Origin of the sequence: Myroides sp. ZB35 (genome assembly GCF_001865835.1) — a bacterium.
In the GTDB taxonomy this organism is placed as follows: domain Bacteria; phylum Bacteroidota; class Bacteroidia; order Flavobacteriales; family Flavobacteriaceae; genus Flavobacterium; species Flavobacterium odoratimimum.
In genome coordinates, this window is sequence record NZ_CP017769.1 from 2132378 (window position 1) to 2155754 (window position 23377).

At 33.0% G+C, this 23377-nt stretch carries 24 protein-coding genes, 2 tRNA genes and 1 other RNA gene; 9 read left to right on the plus strand and 18 right to left on the minus strand.

The window, feature by feature from the left end; all coding sequences use genetic code 11:
• Positions 1–84 precede the first annotated feature (84 nt).
• The 3 genes from BK054_RS09640 to BK054_RS09650 all read right to left on the minus strand — a co-directional run bounded on the left by BK054_RS09640 (position 85) and on the right by BK054_RS09650 (position 1114).
• Positions 85–157 (minus strand) — tRNA-Met (locus tag BK054_RS09640).
• 106 nt (positions 158–263) lie between these two features.
• The gene (locus BK054_RS09645; RefSeq protein ID WP_006257050.1) at positions 264–890 is read right to left on the minus strand and encodes an NAD(P)H-dependent oxidoreductase; all 627 of its coding nucleotides are present in this window, start codon (positions 888–890) and stop codon (positions 264–266) included.
• Positions 891–1040: 150 nt separating this feature from the next.
• A tRNA-Met gene (locus BK054_RS09650) sits at positions 1041–1114 on the minus strand.
• Between the two features lie 145 nt (positions 1115–1259).
• On the opposite strand from BK054_RS09650, the gene BK054_RS09655 reads away from it, so the two are divergent.
• Entirely contained in the window at positions 1260–1646 is a 387-nt protein-coding gene (locus tag BK054_RS09655; RefSeq protein ID WP_006257049.1) for an START-like domain-containing protein, read from the plus strand.
• Between the two features lie 56 nt (positions 1647–1702).
• Positions 1703–2545, plus strand: coding sequence for an aminotransferase class IV (locus BK054_RS09660; RefSeq protein ID WP_006257048.1), 843 nt, complete (start codon positions 1703–1705; stop codon positions 2543–2545).
• Between the two features lie 18 nt (positions 2546–2563).
• On the opposite strand, the gene BK054_RS09665 is transcribed toward BK054_RS09660, so the two are convergent.
• The 5 genes from BK054_RS09665 to BK054_RS09685 all read right to left on the minus strand — a co-directional run bounded on the left by BK054_RS09665 (position 2564) and on the right by BK054_RS09685 (position 7165).
• Positions 2564–3130 (minus strand): YqgE/AlgH family protein, encoded by a 567-nt coding sequence (locus BK054_RS09665; RefSeq protein ID WP_006257047.1) that lies wholly within the window; start codon positions 3128–3130, stop codon positions 2564–2566.
• A 106-nt stretch (positions 3131–3236) separates the two neighbouring features.
• Positions 3237–3521, minus strand: a complete 285-nt coding sequence (locus tag BK054_RS09670) for an HU family DNA-binding protein (protein WP_006257046.1) — start codon at positions 3519–3521, stop codon at positions 3237–3239.
• Positions 3522–3687: 166 nt separating this feature from the next.
• On the minus strand, positions 3688–4632 hold the full coding sequence (gene fmt / locus BK054_RS09675; protein WP_006257045.1) for a methionyl-tRNA formyltransferase: 945 nt from the start codon (positions 4630–4632) through the stop codon (positions 3688–3690).
• Positions 4629–6521, minus strand: coding sequence for an ATP-dependent DNA helicase RecQ (locus tag BK054_RS09680; RefSeq protein WP_006257044.1), 1893 nt, complete (start codon positions 6519–6521; stop codon positions 4629–4631). The genes fmt and BK054_RS09680 overlap by 4 nt, the downstream gene beginning before the upstream one ends.
• A gap of 110 nt (positions 6522–6631) precedes the next feature.
• Positions 6632–7165, minus strand: coding sequence for an AAA family ATPase (locus tag BK054_RS09685; RefSeq protein WP_006257043.1), 534 nt, complete (start codon positions 7163–7165; stop codon positions 6632–6634).
• Positions 7166–7284: 119 nt separating this feature from the next.
• Between BK054_RS09685 and BK054_RS09690 the strand changes: the two genes are divergently transcribed.
• The 3 genes from BK054_RS09690 to murA all read left to right on the plus strand — a co-directional run bounded on the left by BK054_RS09690 (position 7285) and on the right by murA (position 9685).
• Positions 7285–7569 carry a DUF493 family protein gene (locus BK054_RS09690; protein ID WP_006257042.1) on the plus strand — a complete coding sequence of 95 codons (285 nt, stop codon included), beginning with the start codon at positions 7285–7287 and terminating at the stop codon, positions 7567–7569.
• A gap of 95 nt (positions 7570–7664) precedes the next feature.
• Positions 7665–8372 carry a DUF4290 domain-containing protein gene (locus tag BK054_RS09695; protein ID WP_006257041.1) on the plus strand — a complete coding sequence of 236 codons (708 nt, stop codon included), beginning with the start codon at positions 7665–7667 and terminating at the stop codon, positions 8370–8372.
• Positions 8372–9685, plus strand: a complete 1314-nt coding sequence (gene murA / locus BK054_RS09700) for a UDP-N-acetylglucosamine 1-carboxyvinyltransferase (protein ID WP_006257040.1) — start codon at positions 8372–8374, stop codon at positions 9683–9685. The genes BK054_RS09695 and murA overlap by 1 nt, the downstream gene beginning before the upstream one ends.
• Positions 9686–10260: 575 nt before the next feature.
• Here murA and BK054_RS09705 read toward each other — a convergent pair.
• Together BK054_RS09705 and aroQ are read right to left on the minus strand one after the other, a co-directional pair.
• The gene (locus tag BK054_RS09705) at positions 10261–12753 is read right to left on the minus strand and encodes a DUF5686 family protein (protein WP_006257038.1); all 2493 of its coding nucleotides are present in this window, start codon (positions 12751–12753) and stop codon (positions 10261–10263) included.
• A complete protein-coding gene (gene aroQ, locus BK054_RS09710) occupies positions 12753–13169 on the minus strand; it encodes a type II 3-dehydroquinate dehydratase (RefSeq protein ID WP_006257037.1) in 417 nt (138 codons plus the stop codon). The genes BK054_RS09705 and aroQ overlap by 1 nt, the downstream gene beginning before the upstream one ends.
• A gap of 417 nt (positions 13170–13586) precedes the next feature.
• Here aroQ and BK054_RS09715 point away from each other — a divergent pair, with 417 nt between their 5' ends.
• Positions 13587–14252: an outer membrane beta-barrel protein gene (locus BK054_RS09715; protein ID WP_006257036.1), complete on the plus strand. Its 666-nt coding sequence runs from the start codon at positions 13587–13589 to the stop codon at positions 14250–14252.
• A gap of 87 nt (positions 14253–14339) precedes the next feature.
• The gene (gene xerD / locus BK054_RS09720; protein ID WP_006257035.1) at positions 14340–15254 is read left to right on the plus strand and encodes a site-specific tyrosine recombinase XerD; all 915 of its coding nucleotides are present in this window, start codon (positions 14340–14342) and stop codon (positions 15252–15254) included.
• A gap of 50 nt (positions 15255–15304) precedes the next feature.
• Here the strand turns inward: xerD and rny are convergent, their stop codons facing one another.
• The 4 genes from rny to BK054_RS09740 form a co-directional block, all read right to left on the minus strand.
• A complete protein-coding gene (gene rny, locus BK054_RS09725) occupies positions 15305–16867 on the minus strand; it encodes a ribonuclease Y (RefSeq protein ID WP_006257034.1) in 1563 nt (520 codons plus the stop codon).
• Between the two features lie 53 nt (positions 16868–16920).
• A non-coding RNA gene (ssrS, locus tag BK054_RS09730) (6S RNA) lies at positions 16921–17028 on the minus strand.
• Between the two features lie 58 nt (positions 17029–17086).
• Positions 17087–17395, minus strand: a complete 309-nt coding sequence (locus BK054_RS09735) for a cell division protein ZapA (protein WP_006257033.1) — start codon at positions 17393–17395, stop codon at positions 17087–17089.
• Between the two features lie 7 nt (positions 17396–17402).
• A complete protein-coding gene (locus BK054_RS09740) occupies positions 17403–17693 on the minus strand; it encodes a hypothetical protein (protein ID WP_006257032.1) in 291 nt (96 codons plus the stop codon).
• Between the two features lie 112 nt (positions 17694–17805).
• Between BK054_RS09740 and BK054_RS09745 the strand changes: the two genes are divergently transcribed.
• Positions 17806–19572, plus strand: coding sequence for a M23 family metallopeptidase (locus BK054_RS09745; protein ID WP_006257031.1), 1767 nt, complete (start codon positions 17806–17808; stop codon positions 19570–19572).
• A 104-nt stretch (positions 19573–19676) separates the two neighbouring features.
• Complete coding sequence (locus BK054_RS09750) at positions 19677–20435, plus strand: hypothetical protein (protein WP_006257030.1); 759 nt, start codon at positions 19677–19679, stop codon at positions 20433–20435.
• A gap of 33 nt (positions 20436–20468) precedes the next feature.
• On the opposite strand, the gene BK054_RS09755 is transcribed toward BK054_RS09750, so the two are convergent.
• The 4 genes from BK054_RS09755 to cobT all read right to left on the minus strand — a co-directional run bounded on the left by BK054_RS09755 (position 20469) and on the right by cobT (position 23294).
• The gene (locus BK054_RS09755; RefSeq protein ID WP_006257029.1) at positions 20469–20885 is read right to left on the minus strand and encodes an SRPBCC domain-containing protein; all 417 of its coding nucleotides are present in this window, start codon (positions 20883–20885) and stop codon (positions 20469–20471) included.
• 86 nt (positions 20886–20971) lie between these two features.
• Positions 20972–21532 (minus strand): histidine phosphatase family protein, encoded by a 561-nt coding sequence (locus BK054_RS09760; protein ID WP_006257028.1) that lies wholly within the window; start codon positions 21530–21532, stop codon positions 20972–20974.
• The gene (locus BK054_RS09765; RefSeq protein WP_071307225.1) at positions 21517–22293 is read right to left on the minus strand and encodes an adenosylcobinamide-GDP ribazoletransferase; all 777 of its coding nucleotides are present in this window, start codon (positions 22291–22293) and stop codon (positions 21517–21519) included. The genes BK054_RS09760 and BK054_RS09765 overlap by 16 nt, the downstream gene beginning before the upstream one ends.
• Positions 22290–23294 (minus strand): nicotinate-nucleotide--dimethylbenzimidazole phosphoribosyltransferase, encoded by a 1005-nt coding sequence (cobT, locus tag BK054_RS09770; protein ID WP_006257026.1) that lies wholly within the window; start codon positions 23292–23294, stop codon positions 22290–22292. The genes BK054_RS09765 and cobT overlap by 4 nt, the downstream gene beginning before the upstream one ends.
• Positions 23295–23377 lie beyond the last annotated feature (83 nt).

Here is a 23377-nt window from a genome sequence, read left to right on the forward strand (position 1 = left end):
AAAATTATTGAGAAGCTGATTTAGATAAGAGGAAGTAAAAAAATAGGCATAAAAAAAGGAGACTTATTTAAGTCTCCTTGGTAGTAGCGGGAACAGGACTCGAACCTGTGACCTTCGGGTTATGAGCCCGACGAGCTGCCTACTGCTCTATCCCGCGATATTGTGGTGCAAATATACTACTAAATAGTAACCATGCAAGGGATAGAAGCTTTTATTTTTAAAAATATTTTAGTTTATGGGTTAATGCGTTGTTTTTAAGGTTGTTATTTTGATAAGGTTTTTGTGTGTATATCGACATTATGAGGTTTAGAGTCTATTATTGCGTAGTGTTGGACTTCCTCTAGCCAGTTTTGACGATCTTCTAATGATGAATTATTCATTAACCCGATGAAAGTTGTATCTGTTACTTCCACACCACAGTATTCTAAAATACCTGTTTTGAGTTGAAGTAGACCACTATCATTAAAAACTGTTGTGTAGATTTCTTGACTAAGGTCACCACCTGTTGTTATTATTCTAGCTGTTCTGCCTTTTAAAAGGCCTATTGTTTCTGTAGTAGAGATATGGTTAAACGTGATGCCAGGCAAGAAGGCTCTATCAAAAAAGCCTTTCATCAGAGCAGGTAGCCCCACCCACCATAGAGGATGTATCCATACCATATGGTTACTCCATTTAATATCATCTAAGGCTTTTATTAAATCAGGCTCTAGTTCTGTACGTTTTCTATATCCATATTCAAGATTAGGGTTGAAATCTAATGAATGTAGTGCTAAATATTTTACTTCTGTGTGAGGAGTTTCTTTAAGTGCTTCTATATAAGCTGTAGCAAGTGCTTGATTATAACTTTCTGGATCAGGATGCCCATTGATTACTAATATTTTTTTTGTCATATTGTATTAATGATTTTTTGAGATGACAAACTTAGTTCGTGACTTTCTATAGAAGTAGGTATATTTCTATGATAGTTCGGTAGTATTTATAATACAGGAGAGAATATAAATAAAAAAAGGACATCTTATTTAAGATGTCCTTTTACCTTGTAGCGAAGACGGGAGTTGAACCCGTGACCTCAGGGTTATGAATCCTGCGCTCTAACCGACTGAGCTACCTCGCCATTGTTGGGCTGCGTTACTTCTGTAATGCGGGTGCAAATATAGAACAAAAACTTTATAATGCAAATAGAGGATGAGAAAAAAAATATTTTTTTATTTACAAAATATGATTATATTCGAAAAAATTATAAAATTTGATAAAAGGCTATGAAAGAAAAATACGAACTAGAATTCTCAATTAATTCATCTCCGCAATTATTGTATCAGTATATTTCGGATCCCTCAGGGCTAAGCGAGTGGTTCGCTGATAATGTAAATTCACGTGGAGAGATCTATTCTTTTATTTGGGGAGATTCAGAAGAGAAAGCTCGTGTTGTTACTCGTAAAGCTGATGAGAGAGTTCGATATAGATGGCTAGATGAAAACGATAAAGAAACTGACTATTTCTTTGAGTTAAAAATCAATAAAGATGAATTGACAAAAGATGTAACTATTATCGTTACAGATTTCGCTGAGCCAGATGAAATCAATGAATCAAAACAATTATGGGAAAATCAAATCATGGACTTAAAACAAGTATTAGGTTCTGCATAATTCCATAAAATATAACTTATATTTGCCGTTAATAGTAATCAGAAGAAAAGAAATATATGATTAATGTTAACGGCAAAATTGTTTCTAATAGTGATGTATCTGTAGAGCATAATAGAGGCTTTTTATATGGAGATGCTGTTTTTGAAACAGTTAGAGTTTTAGATAAAAAGGTTTTATTCTTAGAAGACCACTACTTTAGATTAATGTCTTCTATGCGCATTCTGCGTATGGAGATACCTATGGAGTTTACAATGGAGTATTTTCAGGAAGAAATACTTAAAGCAATCAATAGTCTTGAATCAGTTGTAAATGCATTTAGAGTGCGTTTTACAGTATATAGAGATGCTGAAGGTAAGTATTTACCAACTAGTCGAAAAATAGGTTATATCGTTTCGGCTGAGGTTTTAAATAATGGAGTTTATAGTTTAAATACTATGAACTACGAGATAGAACTATATAAAGATTTTTATATAACTTCTCATTTGTTGTCAACTTTAAAAACAAATAATAGGTTAATCAATGTAACAGGAAGTATTTTTGCTGAAGAGAATGATTATCAGAACTGTTTATTGTTGAATGATACTAAAAACATTGTAGAGGCTTTAAATGGTAATATTTTTATCGTTAAAGATAATGTGGTAAAAACCCCTCCATTATCTGATGGATGTGTGAAAGGGATTATGCGAAAACAAGTAATCGAGTTACTACAAAAACATCCTGAATATAAATTTGAAGAAGCAGTCATTTCACCATTTGAATTACAGAAGGCCGATGAATTATTTATTACGAATGTCATTATGGGAATTCAACCTGTGACTAAGTACCGTAAGAAAGAATATGGCAACGTTTTAGCTGCTGATTTGGTAAATAAATTAAATGCTAAAATTAGATTGATGTAAGTATGTTATCTGTATTCCCTAATTAAAGTTAGGGTTTTCAGGTGCATTTAACCATAGAGAGTATTTGTTTCCCAATTTAGATAACGAACTTTTCCATAGTTCTGTCGGAGATTGGGAAAAAATATTCTTGGTATCTAATTTATTAGAAGCTATCCAAAAGTTGTCTTGAATCTCATTTTTTAATTGGTCGCAGTCCCAACCTGAATATCCTAGAAAAAAGCGAATATCATTCTTGTTAAGTATTCCTAGGGATAGAATGTTATTCAATTCTTCAAAATCTACTCCCCAATATAAATCATCTACAATATGAATACTATCAGGAATTAGCTCTGGTCTAGTATGGATATAGAATATTCTGTTTTTTTGAACAGGACCTCCGTCATAAATAGTAAATGAGGCTTCCGTATTCGGTAAAAGATCTGATAAGGTTAGATCTAATGGTTTATTCAGAATAAAGCCAACAGAGCCATCCTGACTGTGTTCTGTTAATAGAATGACTGATCTTGAGAAAATAAGATCTGCGTTAAGGGCACTAGGCAATGAGATTAACTGATCTCCTCTTTGTATGGAAAGTGAATGAATCATATATATAAACTATCAGATAGATTTCATCTTCTAATATAATAAAAAAACCCCACTAAAATAAGTGAGGCTTTATATTTTCGAAAAAGTGTTAATATTACTATTAATATTATTTTTTCTTCTTGTTTACAGCGTTTTCTAATTCAGAACCAGCTTTAAATTTTACTACATTTTTAGCAGCAATTTTGATTGTTTTCCCAGTTTGAGGGTTTCTTCCTTCTCTAGCAGCTCTTTCAGATACTGACCAAGATCCAAAACCAACTAAAGAAATTTTTCCACCTTTACCTAAAGTAGTTTCAACATTTGATAAGAATGATTCTAATGCTTTTTTAGCAGCCACTTTGCTGATCTCTGCATCTTTAGCAATTGCATCAATTAATTCAGTTTTGTTCATAATAATTTTTTTTAAAGGTTAACTTTATTAACGTCCTTATACAAATTTAGGGTAATTCTGTAATAAAGCAAGTCTTTTGCATAAAAAAAAATAAAAATTTGATAAATCAAAGTGATTTAAAAGCTAAAATAAACTATAAATTCATTAAATGTTGATTTTTAGAGCTTTATAGAGCTATTAAGTCTTCGGTAAAAGTAACTCCATTGAGTAATTCATTGGCTTTCATAGGTTTTTTACCTGGGAATTGAAGTCTTAAAATATTGATAAAACCTTTTTCGACAGCAATTTTAAGCTCTTTTTTGCTAGAAACTACTTTACCAATAGGGTAGTTGTGACTATCTTCCTCATAATTAGCTTCGTATATTTTAACTGTCCATTCATTACTTTTATCTTGAAAGAAACACCATGCTGTAGGGTATGGACTAAGCCCTCTAATAAGATTGTGTATTTGCTGACCTGTTTGTGTGAAGTCAATTTTAGTATTGTCCTTATTTAATTTATAAGCTGTTTTGGTTTCTTCTTTTGGTTGAGCAGTTGTAGTAACATTACTTTCTTTGATCAATTCAAGCGTTTCTAATACAGTAGAAGCTCCTAAGACCATCAGTCTGTCATGTAGTTCACCAGCATTCTCATTAGCTCCAATATTTAATTCCTTTTTAAGAATGATAGCTCCCGTATCTATTTTTTCGTCTATAAAGAATGTAGATACTCCGGTTGTTGTTTCTCCATTGATAATAGCCCAATTGATAGGAGCCGCTCCTCTATAATCTGGTAAAAGGGAAGCATGTAAATTAAAGGTTCCTAGTTCTGGCATTTTCCATACTACTTCAGGAAGCATTCTGAAAGCAACCACTACATTAAGGTTAGCATTATAACTTTTTAATTCTTCTAAGAACTGTTCGTCTTTTAAGTTTGTTGGTTGTAGTATTGGTAAATTTTTTTCTAAAGCATATTCTTTAACAGCTGAGTACTTAATCTTCTGTCCTCTACCAGCTGGTCTGTCAGGAGCAGTAATTACAGCTACTACGTTATAGTTATTTGTATATATAGCATCTAGAATCCCGACAGCAAAGTCTGGAGTTCCCATGAATACGATACGCAAGTCTTTCATATTACTAAATATTGATTTTCTAGGTTTATTTTTATTTTATTTTGTTCTTGTAGTACTTGTAGTGAATATATTATATCCTCTTTATCTATACCATGCTCTACTTCTAATTGTTGAATAGTGCTAGGTGTATGTAATAGAATTTTAAATATATTGTCAATAATAACACTACTAGTTTTATGTTTCTTTTTATTAGATATACATGTAGAACAAGTACCACAATCAGTTGTTTTGTTTTCATCAAAATACTTTAGCAGTATTTTGTTCTTACAAATATCTTCATTTTCAATATAAAATAAGAGAGATTTATATTGATTTATCTTTTGTTCGTTCTGTTGTTTAAGATATGGAAATGTACGGTATAGTACTCTGTCTTCTTCCCAAGCCTCATTGAATATCACTGTAAGATCGTTTTCTTCAGGAATGTAGTTGCATAAGTTTTGGTCATGACAATCCTTTAAACAAGCGATAATGCTCTCTTGACTTTCGCCAGTATGTTGTTCTATTAGGTGTAAATCTAAATCTTGTTCGTACTCGTGTATTCCTGTGTAAGTACGTAGTATGAAGTGAATGATGTTCTCGTAACTTTCATTGTCATACGTTATGTCTAGTATTTCACTACTAGGAGCAGTAAAGAGCAGTTTAGTTTTATTTTTACTGTTTTCTAATAGTCGAATGATACCTTGTCTATCTAAGAATTGTAGTGCGTTATAAGCTCTCCTATGTGGAAAGTTATTATGACTACAGAATTTATTGAAATTTAAACTGTAAGTACAGTTGTATCCCTCTCCATAAGCAATACTTAGAAAGTTATTGAGTTTTCGATAGATGCGTTTAAGAAACTCTTTGTCAAAGAGATTCGTTTCAAACATTTCACTGTTTTGCTTGATTTCTTGTGGAGTGACTAGCATAGTAGCAAATGCTTTATTACCATCTCGTCCTGCTCTTCCGGCTTCTTGGTAATAGTTCTCTATGTTTTCGGGTATCTGTATATGGATTACATTCTTTACATTTTTTTTGTCAATCCCCATTCCGAAAGCATTAGTCGCTACCATAATAGGTGTTTTTTCTTCTATCCAATCTTGCATTCTTTTCTTTTTTTCAATGATAGATAAGCCCCCATGAAAAAAAGTAGCTTTATAATTCATTTGATTTAATTGGTTAGAGAAGAAATAAGCTTCTTTTCTATTGCGAACATAGATGATTGTTGGTGCAGGATTTTTTTGTAATATGCGTAGAACCATGTTTAATTGGTTCTCTACCTTATATACACCGTATATTAGATTCTCTCTCAAAAAGCTTTTTGTGAATAGCTTTGGAGAATTAAGTTTAAGATTTGTGCAGATGTCTTCTATTACTTTTTTATTAGCAGATGCTGTCAGTGCAATAATAGGTACTTCAGGGAAAACATCACGTAATTTTCCTAATTCTAGATAAGCAGGTCTAAAGTCATGTCCCCATTGAGAGATACAATGGGCTTCATCAATGGCTATAATACTGATTTTAAGCTTTTCTATTCGTTCAAGAATCCAAGTCTGTTTTAATCGCTCAGGTGATATATATAGAAATTTATAGTTTCCATATAGGCAATTGTCAAATATGGCATCTATCTCATGCATTGGCGTACCTCCTATAATAGAAGTAGCCTTTATATTAAGTTTGTTAAGATTGTTGACTTGGTCTTCTATTAGAGCGATCAAGGGGGAAACTACTAAACATGTGCCTGGTAATAGAAGTGTAGGAATCTGAAAGCAGATACTTTTTCCTCCACCTGTAGGAAGTAAAGCAAAAGTATCATTCTTTGCTAGGACAGAATCTATAATGTCTTTCTGTGGCTCTCGAAAACTGTCGTAGTTCCAGTACTTTTGAAGAATTTCAATTGGTGTGGTCATGTGCTAACAGAAATATATGAAAATATGATAACGAATTTACAAAATTTGTTGTAAATAAAAGGGTTATAGTTTGAATACTATAACCCTTTTAACTCAAATATGATGATTTCTTAAATTCTGCTTAATATAAAATCAATTCTATTCTCAACTGTGTCTCTTGGAACTTCGATTAGATCGTAACCATAGTTTTTATATGTTGAGATAAGATGTTCGTGTATTTGACTTGCCTGTTCAAAATTCTCATAACGTTGTTCATCACTTTGATAAATTGATTCCCAAGGTGGTAATAAGAATATTTGGTGATAAAGATGTTGTTTACATGCTATATCAAAACTCTCAGGGTATTTGTCTCCTGTGTAATGCATATAAGCTAGTACATCAGGAATTCCTCTATCTATAAAAACAATATTCGCTGATTCTTTAACAGCATCTTTATGTTGCTCGATTCTTCCTTCTAAAAGTAATTGGCTGAATAATAGAGGTTCTGTTAAGAACAATTGATCAATACCTTTTTCTTGGGCTTTTTTCGTTACCGCACGAGATATTTCTGGATAGCAAACATATCCTTTGTTAGTAAGTTCGTTAATCAACGTAGTTTTACCAGAACCGGGTCCTCCTATGATTAAGATTATTTTTGTGTCCATTTTGCTGTAAATATCAAAGGTGCAAAAGTACAATAAAATGTGGTCTGCAAAAGAGTTTTAACTACATCTTTTGAAAATTATAGTGGTTAATTTGATTATATTTGCCTAATAAAAACGATATGGACGATAAGACAATAGAATTTTATAAAAGATTAAAAGAGCAATTAGAAGACGATAAAATGTGGCCAAGACCTTACCTTTATAAATTTATAGTGCCAGGTGAACCTGAGAAAATTGCCAGAGTAGAAGAAGCTTTTGATGGTTGTAATGCAGATATTCAAATTAAGAACTCTAGTACAGGTAAGTTTGCAAGTGTTTCTGTAAAACTTACAGTGAAGAATGCACAAGAAATCATTGATAAATACATTGCAGTTTCAACTATTGAAGGAATAGTTTCTTTATAATCCTTTTTTTACCTATTTTTAAATAAATTACTTGATTAGGAGTTATATATAAATAACTTAATAAGTAATTATTCCAATATAACAGTATAGATAATATGAAATTTGATTCCAAAGAAGCAGTAACTCACTTAGATTATAATTCCTTAAGAAAACCATTGATAATACCAGAATATGGGCGTCATCTACATAGTTTGATAGACCATATTTGTAAAATCGAAGATAGAGAAGAGCGAAATAATGGCGCTAAGTATGCTATTAGTGTGATGGGGAGTATGAATCCGCACTTGCGTGATGTACCTGATTTTCAACATAAGTTATGGGATCAACTATTCATGATGTCTGAGTTTAAATTAGATGTTGATAGCCCATTTCCTATTGCAACACAAGAAACTATCTTTACAAAACCTGGTAAATTAGCCTATCCTCAGAATCACCCTAAATATAGATTTTATGGTAATAATATTACCTATATGATAAATAAGGCTATCGCTTGGGAAGATGGTGAGATGAAGGATGCCTTGATATTAGTGATCGCTAATCATATGAAGAAGAGTTATCTGAGTTGGAATAAAGAAACAGTGAAAGACGAAGTGATCTTTGAGCATCTATGTGAGCTGTCTAATGGAAAGATTAATTTATTTAAAAAAGAAGAAGAATTATCTACTACTGCTAACTTAATGCAGGTAAATAAGAAACAATCTAACAAAACGAATCACTCTAATAATCAGAAGAGTAATTCTAACAACAACAATAACAATAAGAAATATAAAAGTAATAACTATCATTCAAAAGGTAAGAAGTAATGAGTACATTTAAGATTGAAGGAGGTTTTAAACTACAAGGGGAGGTATATGCTCAGGGTGCTAAAAATGAGGCATTGCAGATTTTATGTGCTGTCTTATTAACACCAGAAAAAATTGTACTCTCTAATATACCGGATATCATTGATATAAATAAATTAATAGAGTTATTAGGCAAATTAGGAGTTAAAATTGAAAAGTTAGGTCCTAATAAGATGTCATTTCAAGCGGATGAGTTAGATTTAGATTATCTTATCTCAGATGACTTTAAGACAGATGGTAAAGCCTTAAGAGGATCTATTATGATGGTTGGGCCTTTATTAGCTCGTTTTGGAAAAGGATATATCCCAAAACCAGGAGGAGATAAGATAGGACGTAGAAGATTAGATACGCATTTCGATGGATTTATAAAATTAGGTGCTACATTTAGATATAATAGAGAAGAATATTTCTATGGAGTAGAAGCAGAGAAGTTAGTAGGTGCTGATATGTTGTTAGATGAAGCATCTGTAACAGGAACTGCTAATATACTAATGGCTTCTGTATTAGCAGAAGGAGTTACGACTATCTATAATGCAGCCTGTGAGCCATATATCCAACAACTGTGTAAGATGTTGAACTCTATGGGAGCTAAGATTCAAGGTGTTGGGTCTAACTTACTGACTATAGAAGGAGTGACAGCACTAAAAGGTTGTGAGCATACGATGTTACCAGATATGATAGAGATCGGTTCATGGATTGGGTTAGCAGCGATGACACAGAGTGAAATTACGATTAAGAACGTAGGTTGGGAGCATTTAGGTGTGATACCGAATACTTTTAGAAGACTTGGAATTACATTAGAGAAGCGTGGAGATGATATTTATATTCCAGCTCATACAGATGGATATGAAATCCAAAACTTTATAGATGGTTCTATACTTACTATAGCAGATGCGCCATGGCCAGGACTAACACCTGATTTGTTAAGTGTTATCTTAGTAGTAGCGACACAAGCTAGAGGAGAGGTATTAATCCACCAAAAGATGTTTGAGAGTAGATTATTCTTTGTGGATAAGCTAATTGATATGGGAGCTAAGATTATTTTATGTGATCCGCATAGAGCTGTTATTATAGGACATGACTTTAAGTCTCAGTTAAAGGCTACTAAGATGTCTTCTCCTGATATTCGTGCAGGTATATCTTTATTGATAGCTGCTCTATCAGCTAAGGGAGTAAGCGAGATTCAGAATATAGAGCAAATAGATAGAGGATACGAAGCTATAGATGATAGACTACGTGCTCTAGGAGCTCATATAGAAAGAATAGAAGAATAGTATAAGAATATATTAAAAGGACTAAGTCAAGCTTAGTTCTTTTTTTTGTGCTTTTTTGTAGTATATCTCTCCATAGATAGTTCTTAGTTGTAATCCTAATATTGATTTAAAAGACTTTATAACAGTATCATTTAAAAGTAATACCATTAGGTATGAATACGTTAAAGTGAAAGAGCAATTATTATCTTAAACTAGTATACGAGTTGTGATTTTAGTATTTAGGAATAGATATAAGGCGTAAGGCTTGCACTTTCTAGAGGTTTGCTAGGAGATTTCTAGGGGTTTTCCTGCCTAGAAGGTGTTTTTGTCGAAGAAATGTGCAAGAAACCTGCAAGCAATCTGCTAGTATACCAGAGCAAAATTCATTAACTACTCAATACACACTAAAAAGAATATACTTATATATGAATGTCGTTTTTTGATATTTTAATATTCGGCTTTTTGAAGCTGTGGTTATTCTATCTTTTGTGTAATTGTAGACAACTAAGAATTCACTAAACTAAGCTCGTAAAGTAAGGATCTACATTAATAACGAGAGTCGTTCTTGCTAAATATCAAATACTAATACAGCGTTATTATTTTTGGATTAAGTCAAGTACTTTAATACCGAATACAAAACCAAAATTCTTATAAGGTCCATTCGAAACAGTTTTAAAGAAGTCTATTCTAAAAGGTCTAAACTTTCCAAAACCAAAGTTATTTAAGCCTATACTATATTCTCCATACACATCTTTATCAGGAACATTCAGCATATGGTATCCTACTACGATAGAATATCGGGTCTTATTTAATAAAGGAATTTTATTCATGATATACCCTCTAAAGTCGTGTTCTAGGTGAAACTCAACATAAGATTTATTTGTACTATATTCATAGTAGGGTAGTAAGTTGAATTGTTTGTTATATACAGCGGTAGATCCTATAAAAGTTCTATTTCCATTGAAGTGTTTATAGTCAGTGAAGGCGATATCATTTTGTTCAAGGTATTTTCCTGCAGCTAGCCCTATGTATAAGTTTCCTATTTTACCGATATTATCATTGTACTGTGTTGCAAATGATACAAAAGTATAGTTATAATTACTAGTTGTAGCATTCAATGTCTTATCTAATGTAAGTGATATAATAGGATATTTAGAAGTAGGTAAATATTGTTTGTAATCTGGATAAGTGATTATTTTTTGGTCAAAGATGATGTTTAGCCCTAAGTTAAATTTAAAGATAGAATTATCTTTAAATGGTGCATTATCAAAATCCGTTGGGTCTAATGGGTTATTAGAAGTAAAGTCTTTTTGTGGTGCAAATGGTGGGCTGTTAAGACTATTATTTAATGCTCTTCTATGAGCATACTCTAATAAACCACTAAACTTAAATCTATTAAAAGCATATTGTTCATACTTGATTTGAAGGTAACTTTTCTGAAAATACTTTGCATAGTTTTTACCAAAATAAGCACTTGCAAATGAGTTAATAGGCGTTTTAATAGGATCATCTTGGTTAAACTGTAATATCGTACTACCACCAGATATAGTGATTGTATTATAGTCTATTTGATTAAAGATATGAGATGCATATCCAGATACTCTATATTTATTTTCGGAGATACCATAGTTGACGATTGTACCTAGTTTAGTTTGAGAGTAGTCGTCTTTTACTTTTACATAGTCTAAGCCTGTAGTAACATTGAATCCTTGTACCGCATTAAATGCGAATGTGGATAAAAGTCCACGATAGGTAATAGCCGAGTTTTTATAAGAGTTTAAATGTTGATATCCCTTGACTAACTTAAAAAGAGTGAAGTTATTAGTTCTATTATCTATAGAATCTAATGTTACCCTTGTTGCTTCTTGTATTTTTATTTCTTGTTCATTGAAAGTAGCCATCTCTTTTTTAGATAAAGGATATGGTCTATTCTTTTCCCAGTAACTTTCTGGCTGATGTAAGAAGTTATTAGAATATTGGATTAGTTCATTGCTGAATTGTGATTTATTAATAGAGTTGTCTGTTTGGTAATTTGTATAATGCGCTTTAAATGAACCAACATAGTCAAATACTAAGAATTTCCCTTTCAAATATAGGTTTTGACTTTCTTTAAGATATAGATTTAGTAATGGATTATGCTTATACTGTTGAGTTATTACGACTTGTTTTACATTCTTTAATCCAACATTTTCTCCATTCATAGCTGCATACAGTTCTGTAATTTGCCATTTATCACTAGTGATTTTTATTTTACCTTCCATGATAGGTTCTCTATCCCTTTTTGGGGTAAAACCTATTGTATATATATCATTTCCTAAAGAATCAGTGTCTTTTTTCAGTAATTTAAAATAGTAATATGTCTTAGCATAGGACATCAGAGGAGAGATTACATTAATCTGATTAGAAACGATTTTATCGTATAAATTAATATCACTATCTGTTGCTGTTAAGAAGAAAAGATCTTTTGCCTTTCCTATTTCATTGAAGGCGATAACTTTTTCTTTTCCATAATCTTCATTTAAAACTGTTTGTTGAGAAGATAACTCTCCTAGATAGATAAAGTTATTTACATCTGTTATATCAAGTGAGGGATCTAGGTCTTTTCTTTTTTGCCCTAAGAATGTTTCTCTTCCTGATGCAAGTTGAAGATTACCTTTAGAATAATAGTCAAGAGTATATTTCTCTAAGTTATTCGTTTTTTTATGCGTACTAGCTAGATCCATAATGAAGATGGCATATTCATCTTGTGGATTATCGTAAAAGATGTCTGTTTCTTCTAAAGGAGTAAGGACTAGCTCTAGTTTTTGTGCATTAGTTTTATTTGGAGTGTACTCTATCCTTCTAATTGTAAAATCCTCTTTTTGAGCATAGATATATTGACCTGGAATTATTTCTATCTGAAACTCTCCATTCTGGTTAGTGATAGTCTGTTTATCCGTTTTTTTTACAAATACTGTAGCATTCTCTATAGGATTACCATATAAGTCTATGACTTTACCATTTACAGTGTTGTCTTGTGCATAACTACCGTATATAGATAGTATCACAACGCATATAGAAGTAATATACTTAGAAAAAGAATGTTTCATTATAACTGTAAAGAAGCAATAGCTAAGTCGTAACTTTTTAGACCAAAGCCTAATATTACTCCATGTGATACTGGTGATATATAAGAATGTTTTCTAAAATCTTCTCTCTTATGTGTATTAGAGATATGTACTTCGATGACAGGTGCTGTTATACCTGAGATGGCATCAGCTATAGCGATAGAGGTATGCGTGTACGCTCCTGCATTTAAGATAATAGCATCATAGCTAAAACCTACTTCATGTATTTTATTAATTAGTTCTCCTTCTATATTAGACTGATAGTACTCGAGTTCTACTTCAGGATAATTAGCCTTTAATACTTCAAAGTAATCTTCAAAAGAGGTGTGACCATATACATCAGGTTCTCTTTTTCCTAGAAGATTCAGATTAGGACCATTTATAATTAATATTTTCATGTAGTTTAATTTACTTCTGACAAATATATTATTTAATACTTAATCAGTTGCTTAAAAAAAAAGTTAATGCTTCTTATGTGTGTTATATAGTGTTTTTATAAATAGTATTTCACACTTATAAGAATAGTGTTTAGTGTTGTTTTATGTGGTTTGTGCTGTTTATTATGTTAAAAATGGTTTTATATAGCTGGTGTTTTAGTATAAAATCGAATAATAATTGTTTTGTTATGGTTAAAAACAGTTGTTTTAACTTATATTTATGAATTGTTTTTTATTTTATATTATATTGTTTATTAGTGTTTTAGTGTGATTTTTGTAGATTTTATGTTATCTAATTGTTATTTTATCATTAAAAATTACATCGCTATTAGTGATAGTCGCTACATTTGGATTGTTAATTAAAAATAGCTTAAAAACATGAAAAAACTAGTACTTTCATTAGTTGCAGTTGCAGCTTTCGGGTTCACTGCTAACGCACAAGAAACAGAAAAACCAACTTTCGGATTCCAAGAATCTAATGTATTCGTTGAAGGGGCTTTCCAAATTAATGATGTAACAGTTAAACCTAAGAATGGTGGATCTGATATCAAAACAACAGAATTTAACTTTACTCCAAAAGTAGGATATATGTTATCAGATAAATTCGCTGTTGGTGTTGAATTAGGATTTGGAAAACTTGGTTTAAATAGTTTTGAAGGATTTGATGGAATTGAGGATTTAAAAGGAGACCATGTTAATACAACATATGCAGGAGCATTTGGACGTTACTACTTTTTAGAAGTTGGAAGACGTTTTAAAACTTTTGCTGAAGTAGGTATTGGATATAATGAGGCAAAAATTAGAGGTGGAGTTGCTGATGTAAAAGCAACAGGTATTAAAACTGGAGTTACTGTTGGATTTAATTACTTTGTAACTGAGAAAATTGCTCTTGGATTTAATATGGGAGATATCTTCTTTTACGAGAATTACAATGTTAAGGCAGCTGGAACAAAAGTTGCAACAGTTTCAAATACTAAATCTAACTTAAACATTTTCAATAACTTCTTTGATAATGCTAAGTTTAGTTTAACTTACAAATTCTAATTAGAATAAAATCTTATTTGAATATAGAGAGCCTCTTTTTAGAGGCTCTTTTTTTGTTTGTATATTTGGGATATAAAAGAATGTACTATGGCTTCTGGGTATTGGGAAGGGTTTATTAAGATGTTTACTACTTATTTAAAGTTAGAGCGAGGACTCTCGCTTAATTCGATAGAAAGTTACGAATTAGATATTCGTAAGTTTATCGGGTATATAGAAGGGTATGATGAGCACGTCTTATTAGAGGCTATAGATGCAAGTGTGGTACAGGAGTTCTTGTATAGTATCGCTGATATAGTTGCACCTACCACCCAATCGCGTATAATATCAGGATTAAAGAATTTTTTTAATTACTTTATCTTAGAAGGTTATCTAAAGGTTTCCCCAGTAGAGTTGATAGAAACACCTAAGACAGGACGTAAATTACCTGATGTATTAAGTGTAGAAGAAATAGATATACTTATAGAGGCAATTGATCAATCTACTCCAGAAGGCTTTAGAAATAAAGTAATGTTAGAAGTATTGTACAGCTGTGGTTTACGTGTAAGTGAATTAGTAGGACTTAGGTTATCTGATCTCTTTTTTGAAGAAGGTTTTATACGTGTGATAGGTAAGGGGAGTAAGCATCGTTTTGTACCTATTGATCATAATAGTATGGAACTAATCGTATTGTATAATGATTCTATACGTTCTCATCAGGTAGTTAAGAAAGATAGTTCTGATATTTTATTTTTGAATAGAAGAGGAGGGCAATTGACCCGAGCTATGATATTTACTATTATTAAGCGATTAGCTGTAGAAGTAGGTTTAGAGAAGAATATTAGTCCACACACATTTAGACATTCTTTTGCTACGCATTTATTAGAGAATGGAGCTGATATTAGAGCTATTCAATTGATGCTAGGACATGAGTCTATCACTACAACAGAAATATACACACATATTAGTACAGAGCGTTTGAGGTCGGTATTAGAAGAATTTCATCCACGTGCTGGTAAGATATAAAAAAAGAGCTATTCATTTGAATAGCTCTTTTTTGTGACTTGTTGTCTTTATTATTTAGCAATATTTATTGCTCTAGTTTCTCTAATTACAGTAATCTTCACTTGACCTGGATAAGTCATCTCAGTTTGGATTTTTTGAGAGATATCGAAAGAAAGAGTAGCAGCCATTTCATCAGTTACTTTTTCACTTTCTACGATAACGCGTAATTCACGTCCTGCTTGAATAGCATAAGCATTTTTAACTCCTCCGAATTCATTAGCTATACTTTCTAGATCTTTAAGACGTTGAATGTATGAATCCAATACTTGACGTCTAGCACCTGGTCTAGCACCTGAGATAGCATCACATACTTGGATAATCGGAGCGATTAATGTAGTCATTTCTATCTCATCGTGGTGAGCACCTATTGCATTACATACTTCAGGTTTCTCTCCGTATTTTTCTGCCCACTGCATACCTAAGATAGCGTGCGGTAATTCACTTTCTGTTTCTGGTACTTTACCGATATCGTGAAGTAATCCAGCACGTTTAGCTAACTTAACATTTAAGCCTAACTCTGCTGCCATTAATCCACATAATTTAGCTACTTCACGTGAGTGTTGTAGTAAGTTTTGTCCATAAGAAGAACGGTATTTCATTCTACCTACTATTTTGATTAGTTCAGGGTGTAGACCGTGAATACCTAAATCAATAACAGTTCTCTTACCTATTTCGATAATTTCTTCATCGATTTGTTTAGTCGTTTTAGCTACTACTTCTTCGATACGAGCAGGGTGAATACGACCATCTGTTACTAATCTGTGTAGAGATAGACGAGCAATCTCTCTTCTAACAGGGTCAAAGCAAGATAGGATAATAGCCTCAGGAGTATCATCTACAATGATTTCTACTCCAGTAGCTGCTTCTATAGCTCTAATGTTTCTACCTTCTCTACCAATGATTCTACCTTTTACATCATCAGATTCGATGTTGAATACAGACACGCAGTTTTCTACAGCTTCTTCCGTACCAATGCGTTGAATAGTATTGATAATAATCTTTTTAGCCTCTTGTTGAGCTGTAAGTTTAGCTTCTTCGATAGTCTCTTGTATTGAAGCCATAGCATTTGCTTTTGCTTCATTTTTAAGACTCTCTACGATTTGAGCTTTTGCTTCCTCAGCTGTAAGGCCAGAGATGATTTCTAATTGTTCTACTTGAGAACGGTGAAGTCTATCTACCTCTTCTTGTTTCTTTTCAATGATTTCAAGTTTAGTACTGTATTCAGCAACTTTTTTCTCACTTTCATCATTTGCTTTCTTTGCTTTAGCTAATTCACTTGAAATTTGAGACTCTTTATCTCTAGTTCTTTTCTCAGCCTCCGCCATCTTCTTATCACGAGCTAAGATTACTTGTTCATGTTCAGATTTTAACTCTATAAACTTTTCTTTAGCTTGTAATATTTTCTCTTTTTTAATTGCCTCTCCATCAGTCTTTGCATCACGCAATATCGTTTTGGCCTCGTTTTGAGCATTAGACAATATTGAGGAAGCATGGTTTTTTTCAAGGTACTTCGCCACCATGAAGCCTATCGCAGCACCAAGTATTATTCCCCCAACGATCATTAGTATTTCCATAAATGTTTCTATAAATTATATATAAAAAAAGCTCACATTAGTTTGAGTCGCGTAAACTCTCTTATTAACAAGTTTTGAGTTAGCTTGCTTTTCAAGGATCTGCGCAAGGCAGCATGCTTTAGTTGCAAAGATTCACCCATTTTAATTTGTTTGTGTTGAGTTTATCAAACAGTACTAATGTGAGCAGTATTTTTAGTATCTTATGTTAAGAACGAATTGTTATATTTTTTTAGAAAGTACACGATCTAAAGCTTCATCCAGTCTGATTAAACGTTCTACAGCTTTGTTATAACTATCTGTAGTATCAATTGTCTTTTGTTCGTTTTGTGATGCGAACTGTAACGCACACATCGCTAGAACATCTTGCTTATCTCTTACAGCATAGTTTTCCTCAAATTGATGTATCATTAAATCTATCTTCTTCGATGCCGATCGCAGTCCTTCCTCTTGCGAATAGGCCACCGTTAGGGGATATACTCTATCAGCTATAGATAGTTTTATTTTTAATTGTTCATCTTTTTGACTCATATTTCTCCTATTTTGTGAGATGAGCTATACACTGATCTATCTCTTTAATCAATGAATTTATCTTGAGTTTCGTATCTCTTCTATTCTCTTCACTGCCCAATAGTGAATTAGCTAATTGTATTGACTCATATTTTTTATAAATAGAGTCTAATTGCTCTTCATTTTTAAGAATCTCTTTTTGAGCTTGCTCCAAACTAGTTTTTAACTGTTTGTTTTCTGCTTCCAAGACACTTAGCCTTTGCATAAGTTTAGCAAACTTTACCTCTAAAGAATTAATAATATCAGTTAGCTCGCTCATTATACTTGTTATTCACTATCCTTTCAACAAAGTTACAATTAGTATTTAAATTTAAAAAAGTTTTCTGTAAAAAAAAAGGTTATTTATCTTTTTCTTTAAACAGCTTTTAGCTATGTGTTTCATTTTTAGCGATAATACTATTTTTTCTAGGGTTATTATGTATTTTAGCAGAAATGTTTTAAAAATTATGAAAGTAAGAATACTACCGAGCCTTTTTTTAAGTGTATTAGGAACTTTTGCATATGCGCAGAATACCGAAACCTTTGATAGTCCTTTAAATATAAGCATACATGCCTCAGGTAATTTTGGAGAGTTAAGAGGTACTCATTTCCATACAGGTCTTGATATAAAGACACAACAGAGAATTGGTTTACCAGTTTATGCTCCAGCAGATGGTTATGTATCTCGTATCAAAGTATCGACTTGGGGATACGGTAAGGCTCTGTATATTGATCATCCTAATGGACAGACTACTGTTTATGGGCACTTAGACTCTTATGCTGGCGATATCGCTACTCTTGTTTTGAATAGACATTATGCAGAGAAGAACTTTGAGATAGAGATTTTTCCTCGTAAGAATGAAGTATTAGTAAAGAAGGGGCAAATCATTGCATATACTGGGAATACAGGTGGATCTGGTGGTCCTCACCTTCACTATGAGATTCGTGACACAAAGACACAGAATATCATTAACCCTTTAAGAGAAGGAATGGATAAATTGTTAACAGATACTCAAGCACCTACCGTTAATGGGCTTTATGTTTATCCTGTTGGTGATGGAGCTGTGGCTAATGATAATGAGACTCCGCAGCAGTTATCTTATGTGACACAGACTGATGGTAGCTTTTTGACCTCTCCTGTCAAGGCTAGAGGAGATATTAGTTTTGGAATAGATATTCATGATACAGCTAATTTTAATACCAATAAGAATGGAGTGTATATGGTAGAGACTTTTGTGAATGGCAAGGCTTTGTTTTCTTATAAATTTGATACTTTTTCTTTTTCTGAGACGGGTTATGTCAATGCTTTAATTGACTATGAACGCTATGTTTCAACAAAGAAAAAAGTACAAAAACTGTTTTATGAGAAACCTTATAACTTATCAGTCTTAAAAGTAGATCCTACTAAAGGAATTGTCACTGTTAAGAGTGGGCAGAACTATAACTATAGTATTGTGTTGTCAGATTATCACGGGAATAAGAAAACAATTAATATTCCTGTAGAATATACAGACGCTACTGCTAAAGTGAAGAAGTCAGAAGCAAAAGGAGAGTACAAGATAGTTACAGATAGAGATTATATTTTTGAGAAGAAGAATGTAACAGTGAGTTTTCCTATTAAGACATTTTACAATGACTTCTTGATGGATATGTCTGTAGAAGATGATGTATTAAAATTGCACAAACCTGTTGTTCCTCTAGCTAAGAATATCCTTGTATCATTTGACACGTCTGCTATGAATATCTCTAATCGTGATAAAGCATTTATTGCTAGAGTAGATGGAGGTAGAAGAGATTATTTTAAAACGGCTAAGAAAGGTAATCTGTGGACGATCTATACTAAGAGCTTTGGAGATTATAAGATCTTAGTGGATGAAAAAGTGCCTGTTATTGAGAAACCAAGTTTCACAGAAGGGCAGTGGTTAACTAAAGAATCTCAGATCTCTTTCTTGATTAAAGATGATTTGTCAGGTATTAATACCATTACAGGCTTTATCAATGGCAATTGGATATTATTAGATTATGACTACAAGACACGTAAGATTGTTCACAAGTTTAGTGATGGTAAAGTAGTGACAGGTAGAAATGATGTAGTTATAAAAGTAAAGGACAATGTTGGAAACGAAGGAGTCTTCGAATCACACTTCTTCAGAGGATAGTAGATTTCGTATAATAACTGATAAAGCTTTGTTGAAAAAATGCCAAAGTAGTGTTGTGTACAGAAACAGTAATTATGTATCTTTGAAGTATTAAATTTTCTATTATGAAAGTAAGAATAACCCTGTTTTTAAGCGCATTAGTTTTAGTAACAGCTTGTAAACAAGAAGGCGAAAAACCAAAAGTTATTTATAAAGAAGACGGTACCTCTGCTGCTACGACTGAAGTGGTAAAAGAAAGAGACCGTTCAGAAGATATTCGCATTGCTGATCTTCCTATTCTGATGGGCAAATCAGATCATCTAATCCATCCTATAGGAGAGATTAGAGTATATAGCTATTCTTCTAAAAGTGGTATGAGTAAAGTAAACCAAACTTCTTATACCGTATCTAACTATGCGCCTTTTGAACTAACAGGGTATCTAGAGAACCTTATGTTTCAACATAAAGATTCTTTACAGATCAGACCATTAACAGATAAGAAAGTGCAGATACAGAATGTATCTTACCTTAATACGATAGCAGAGAAGACCAAAAAGAATATATTAGTGTACAGCTTATTCGATGCAGATACGAATAGAGATAGCAAGGTAGATTCTAATGATATCAAGACATTGTATATTAGTAGGGGAGATGGTACACACTTTAAAAAGCTAAGTGCTGATTTACATGAATTGTTAGATTGGACAGTTATTGATAGTCAAAATAGATTGTACTTTAGAACAATAGAAGATATCAATAAGAATGGTGCTTTTGACAAAGATGATAATGTAAACTACTACTATATTGACTTGTTGAGTAAAGATTGGGAAGTTATCAGTTATGACCCACTTCATATCAATGCAGAAATAGAAGTAGATAAATAAAAACAAAACTCGTGAATTGCTTCACGAGTTTTTTTATGCCTTCTCAGCTCTGTTTTTTAAAGCGATATTCATAGCTTCAAAGTCTTGTTGAGTTTCAGTTTGTAGTTTCTTTTTGAATAGGGGAACTAATATTCCACTGAAGTCCTCTCTATGTATAAATAAGCAATGTTGCTCATCTAGCTGTTGTATTTCAAATTGATGATGCCCATCGAATATCCCTTTTATTCCTAATTTTCCTTTCCAACTAAGGAGTTGTTCTTTTTTATTTGTTAGAATTATAGGTTTAAACTTCATCGTAGGCAGGCTAATCTTGATTTGTCTTTCTACTATTGGCTCACCTGTGATGGATAGTATAAAAGGATTCCATTCAGGATATTCAGAGAAGCTCATTAATACTTGCCATATTACTTCCTTCGTAGCTTTAATTGTGATACTCGTTTCTATTGTCATAAGATTGTAAATTAGATAGACAAAGGTTGTATATCTCCATTTATCACCTCTTGACATTTATCAAGAAAAGTAATTAGATAAGGGAGCTAAGCTTTCTGTAGAATAAAGTCATCCTGAGGAGTGGCTCCCAGATTAAAGTGAAAGACCTCATTATAATCTACAGGTACTTTAAAGGTGTTGTTGATTGGAGTTTGTAATAGGTAGTTCCACATACATCTTATCGGTCCTGCATGAGTGACTAGTAATACTTTTTTATACTCTGCTTTGCGCAAGTCATCTAAGAAAGAAGATACTCTATCTTGTACTATAGATAAGCTTTCTCCATAAGGAGGACAAGTTTGTGCGAGGTTGTCCATCCAGTTTTGTAAATCATTTTTGGGTATTTCGTCCCACTTTTTCATCTCCCATTCTCCGAAGTTCATCTCTAAGAGTCTGTCATCCGTAGAGTACCACTGAGAGAAGTGATCCGCTATAAAAGTACACCTCTTTAGAGGGCTAGAGATGACCGTGTCGATGTCATTTGGGATTCTATCTCTGAAGGTAGTTATTTCATCAGGATAGTCATTGAATAGATTGACATCAGTCTGCCCATAACAGTGGCCAGGGGGAACGTCTACTTTCGTATGACGGATTACAAAAATTTCCATAGTGTTAGTGTTGTTAAGTAAAATAAGGCTTCACATACTTGCTGTATCGTGCCAAGACAGTCACCAGTATATCCGCCTATATGTTTTTTAAAGTACATCGTCAGGTATATTTTACCAATGTAGCTAACAAAAAAAGCTATGATAAATAACCAGTTATCAAATAGTATGTAAGGGACGATCGCTAGAATCAGAGAAAACAGTAAGGATGAATAAGATAGCTTTTGGTTTGCCATCGGTTTAGACTTACTGTCATCTGTATCTCTTACATATCGATGAGTATATATAGCTGTAGCAGCGTGAAATCTACTCGTGATATGTCCATTTAGCATCACTACAAGTAAAAAGGAAGTAGATAACTCGGCAATATTATGCAAGGCAAGAAACTTCAATAGAAGTAATAAAACAATACCGATGACACCATACGCTCCTATACGACTATCTTTCATAATCGTCATAATCTTCTCCTTGCCATATCCACCGCCAAAAGAATCACAGACATCTGTAAATCCATCTTCGTGAAATGCCCCAGTCAGTAATACTGTGCTCACCATAGAGAGTACGATAGCTATATCTGCAGAGAATAAATAGGAGGTAACCCAATAGACGAGTACCGCCATACCACCTACTAGATACCCTATCAGAGGGAAATATTTCTGAGACTTATTCATGATCTCATGGCTATAAGGTACTTTAAGAGGAATAGGTATTCTCGTAAAGAACATAACAGCCGTCAGAAAGTAAGTGAGTTCTTTTCGGATCATTTGTTAGAAACATTTGCAGATTCGAAACTAGCCATTTCGTTTAAGAATGCTACAGCACTCTGTATAAGAGGATATGCTAGAGCACACCCGGTACCTTCTCCTAAGCGTAAGTTCATATCTAGAATTGCCTGTTCATTAAAAGAGCGAATCAATAGGTGATGACCTATCTCATCAGATTTATGGCAGAAGATTGCGTTATCAGTTATCTTTGGCTCTAAGTTAGCCGCACATAAGAATGCACTCGATGCGATAAAGCCATCTACTAATATGATCATATTCTGCCTGTAAGCTTCTAGCATAGCAGCACACATCTGAGCGATCTCATATCCTCCATATTGTTCTAGAGCATCTTTCGCATTTGCAGGTTTTGGATGAGTATTGATAATCTTGGTAAGGATATCTTTTTTTCTTTTTAATCCTTCATCATCTAGACCAGTTCCTCTCCCTACACATTTATCTATAGGTAGATCTAAAAGAGAACTCATCAGCAGAGAAGCAGAAGAAGTATTCCCTATTCCCATTTCTCCGAATCCTATAATATTAGTTCCTGTAGCAGCGATATCTCTCACTATTTGCTCTCCAGAAGTGAAGCAGAAGGCTAGTTCTTCTTTAGTTATAGCTGGGCCAGAGATCATATTATGTGTACCATGACCTGCTTTAGCTTGGATTAAGTCAGGATGAGGGGCAAAGTCTTTACTCACACCAGCATCTACTACTTTTAGATTGATGTTGTGTTGCTTACAGAATACATTGATTGCAGCACCGTGATTTAGAAAGTTAAGTACCATCTGATAAGTTACTTCAGCAGGATAAGCACTCACACCTTCTTTTGCTAAGCCATGATCAGCTGCGAATACGATGATGGTAGGAGATACTAGACTAGGTGTAAGTGTCTGTTGTACCTTTCCTATTTTATAAGCTATCTTTTCTAATAGTCCTAGTGCTTGTAGAGGTTTTGTTTTTAAATCTATCTTCGTTTGTAGTTGTTGTTCAAAATTCATTTTTATAGTGTTTTGGTTCACACAAATATAATAGAATTAGTATAGTTCCCACAACGAAGAGAATAGCAGGCTTAACTAACTTG